The organism is Vibrio sp. FF266 (genome assembly GCF_041439695.1).
Taxonomy (GTDB): domain Bacteria; phylum Pseudomonadota; class Gammaproteobacteria; order Enterobacterales; family Vibrionaceae; genus Vibrio; species Vibrio tasmaniensis_A.
The window spans coordinates 1-2454 of record NZ_JBGOOO010000095.1; the positions used below are offsets into that span (position 1 = coordinate 1).

A 2454-nucleotide genomic window follows, 5' to 3' on the forward strand; every position below is an offset into this window, starting at 1 on the left:
GTAACATTTTGCTTTCGTTTCTTCTCTATCTTGTGTAGCATTCAGAATGTTCATTCGAATATTCACCATAATTGACTTGAACATGCCTTGATATTTGATGGAACAAATATCAAGGCGCTTTAATTTTCACGTTTAATAAACGTCTTCCTTTTTACGAATGTGATTAAACACTTCATAAATCTCATCGTATGAAATGCCATAGCCTTCGAGTTTTTCCACACAATCACAAATATCATTTGTGTAGAAACATTCGTGATTAAATAACTCACGGCGAATGATCGCCTTTTTCCCGTTCTCTTTGATATCTTCGGCGATCCCTTCTTGAGCGATGGAATCTAAACGAGTCATTAATTGCTTGGCATTATCAACTGGGCAAATTAACCCCATACCTAGTGATGCGTATTTCACGCCCTCTTTTTTTGCCTCATCGAACTGTTGATTAGAAAAAGCAAAGAACGCCCCAGCATCATTAAAAGCCTGAGTTTGTTTGTCTTGAATATAGTGTGAGAGATATTTCATTATTTAAGTCTCCATTTTATAACTAAGGGGTATCAAGTCTTTATACTTCGATATATTGATGGCTATCTGTCACCCATCCCATGACGACAGCACGACTATTCAGCCCTACCTTATTTGTTTCAGTAATCACATGACCTCTCGCGATGCCTTGCCCCCAGTACGGCTTATTGAGTTCTGTTTCTGGGAATAAAACCGTCAGTTCTAGCCAAACACTGGAATGCCTGGCTCTTGCTTTTACATGAGCGGCAATCACGACAATATTTTCCACAGAGGTTGATCCTGATAGGGCAACATCACGACTTGGCTCTACTGGTTGCAGACGCTTAGAGATATCATTTTTTGGTGAGCTTTCGTGCTCCAGCGGCGAAACGCTGGTCACTGAATTTGAATTAGAGAGAGTTAGGTTTGAATTTTGTTGCGCCATGAGGATTTTCCTTTTGTTTGAGTATCACTTTTCGGAGCCGCTTGGCTGTCCGCTCTCTCACCATCGTTCTGCTTTGCAAGGGCGCGCAGCGTTCATTTACCTTTGCAAATCAGGTTGTGGGGAGAGACGGTTAACAGCCTGCGAGCCCGTAAATGATGCGAGTGAAAGGAAATCGGCGCATAAGAAAACAAGCCTTACTCGAACTTATTCAAAGGTAGGGAAAGCAACGAGGAGGTACGACGAGGCGTAGCGAACGCAGTGAGAGGAGTGCGTTCAGGATTGCAGCGATATCCTTTTAGATAGGGGCTGTAGAGAGGCACATCCTGGGGCGGCACGCAGTGACTCACCAGGGTGATGTCACTCTTAGGCCATAGATAAAAGATACAAGCGAAAAGCCTTGCCCGAAGGGTAACGCCCAAGTTAAGCCCTTATCACGACGCTGTGCTTCAAATCCGCTTTAAACTATCATCATAAAAAACTCGTCAATTAAGCCCTATCAGCCACGCAACCACAAATTGACATCAATACACTGCAATACAATCAAGCATCGAGTCAATGGGCCTACAGTCCTCCTGAGAGCCAGCTAGACGACCGCTTGCGGTCGAGCCTTTGGCTCAACTTCTTTTAGCGCGACCACAGCGTTCAAGGAAATCACCAAGGAAACTAAGGCCTCCAGGCTAAGAGGCATCTCATTCGGTTTTAATCGAATAAAGTAATGAGTCTTTTTGTCACAAAGACCGCGTTGGGCGTCAGTTTACGCACCCACGCTTTAGAGTATCGTGACCATTTAAAACCGTTACTTTTTAATTTTTTGCGCACCTCTTCGGCTGGAATACCGTCAAATGAAAACTTAATGCGGCCCTCTTCTTCGTACAGCTCCCAAGCCGTCCCCATTGCCTCGCCGTTACCCTGTAATGGCGCTTCGTTGTGCAACGCTTCCAAGTGCTCTAAACGCTTTCTAGTTGTTCGGATATTGGCATTACTATTCTGTAGTGGCTTTGTTGCGTAATTCAGTTTAGAGACAGAGCCGCCCGTTTTGCATGCTTTTTAGTCAATACGACAAGTTTCAGGCATACCTAGCCTAGTGAGCTTATTCAACGCTTTTATCATCGCGTAAGTTTCACCCACCTGTGCATTGTAATTTCTTAAGCTCAACCGTCCTCCTAGCAACTGTTTAACTCGATACATCGCTGTTTCTGACAATGAACGTTTATGGTATCCATACCGCTTTTTCCAATACTTATTCGAGCCGTATAACTTCTGACAACCCACGGCGAGATTGCGAGGGTGACCACGCTCCCAGAAGGCTGCTCCTTCTCTTGGGGGAATAAGCGCAACGGCTCGCTTAATCTTAATAGCAGCATGACACGCTCTCGTGTCGTAAGCCCCATCACCAGATACCTCAAGGATACTGCGGCGTGTTTGTTTCAGTAAGTTCGGGAGAACTTCCCCATCCGTAACCGTCGATAAACTTAGCTCGGCTGCAATAATTTCATGAGTGCTTGTATCGA

General features: G+C 44.7%; 4 protein-coding genes. All 4 read right to left on the minus strand.

What is annotated here, in order from left to right; all coding sequences use genetic code 11:
- Nucleotides 1-132: 132 nt before the first annotated feature.
- Nucleotides 133-519 carry a hypothetical protein gene (locus tag ACED59_RS24295; protein ID WP_102308722.1) on the minus strand — a complete coding sequence of 129 codons (387 nt, stop codon included), beginning with the start codon at nt 517-519 and terminating at the stop codon, nt 133-135.
- Nucleotides 520-559: 40 nt separating this feature from the next.
- Nucleotides 560-943, minus strand: coding sequence for a hypothetical protein (locus ACED59_RS24300; RefSeq protein ID WP_076648261.1), 384 nt, complete (start codon nt 941-943; stop codon nt 560-562).
- A gap of 699 nt (nt 944-1642) precedes the next feature.
- Nucleotides 1643-1885 (minus strand): hypothetical protein, encoded by a 243-nt coding sequence (locus ACED59_RS24305; RefSeq protein ID WP_371705195.1) that lies wholly within the window; start codon nt 1883-1885, stop codon nt 1643-1645.
- Between the two features lie 105 nt (nt 1886-1990).
- Nucleotides 1991-2454: IS5 family transposase (locus ACED59_RS24310; protein ID WP_371731389.1), on the minus strand; the 464-nt coding region annotated here is incomplete at its 5' end.

Bases quoted from the DNA above. Each gene is read 5' to 3' on its own strand.
- ACED59_RS24295 (WP_102308722.1), bottom strand. From the start codon at position 519: ATGAAATATCTCTCACACTATATTCAAGACAAACAAACTCAGGCTTTT.
- ACED59_RS24300 (WP_076648261.1), bottom strand. From the start codon at position 943: ATGGCGCAACAAAATTCAAACCTAACTCTCTCTAATTCAAATTCAGTG.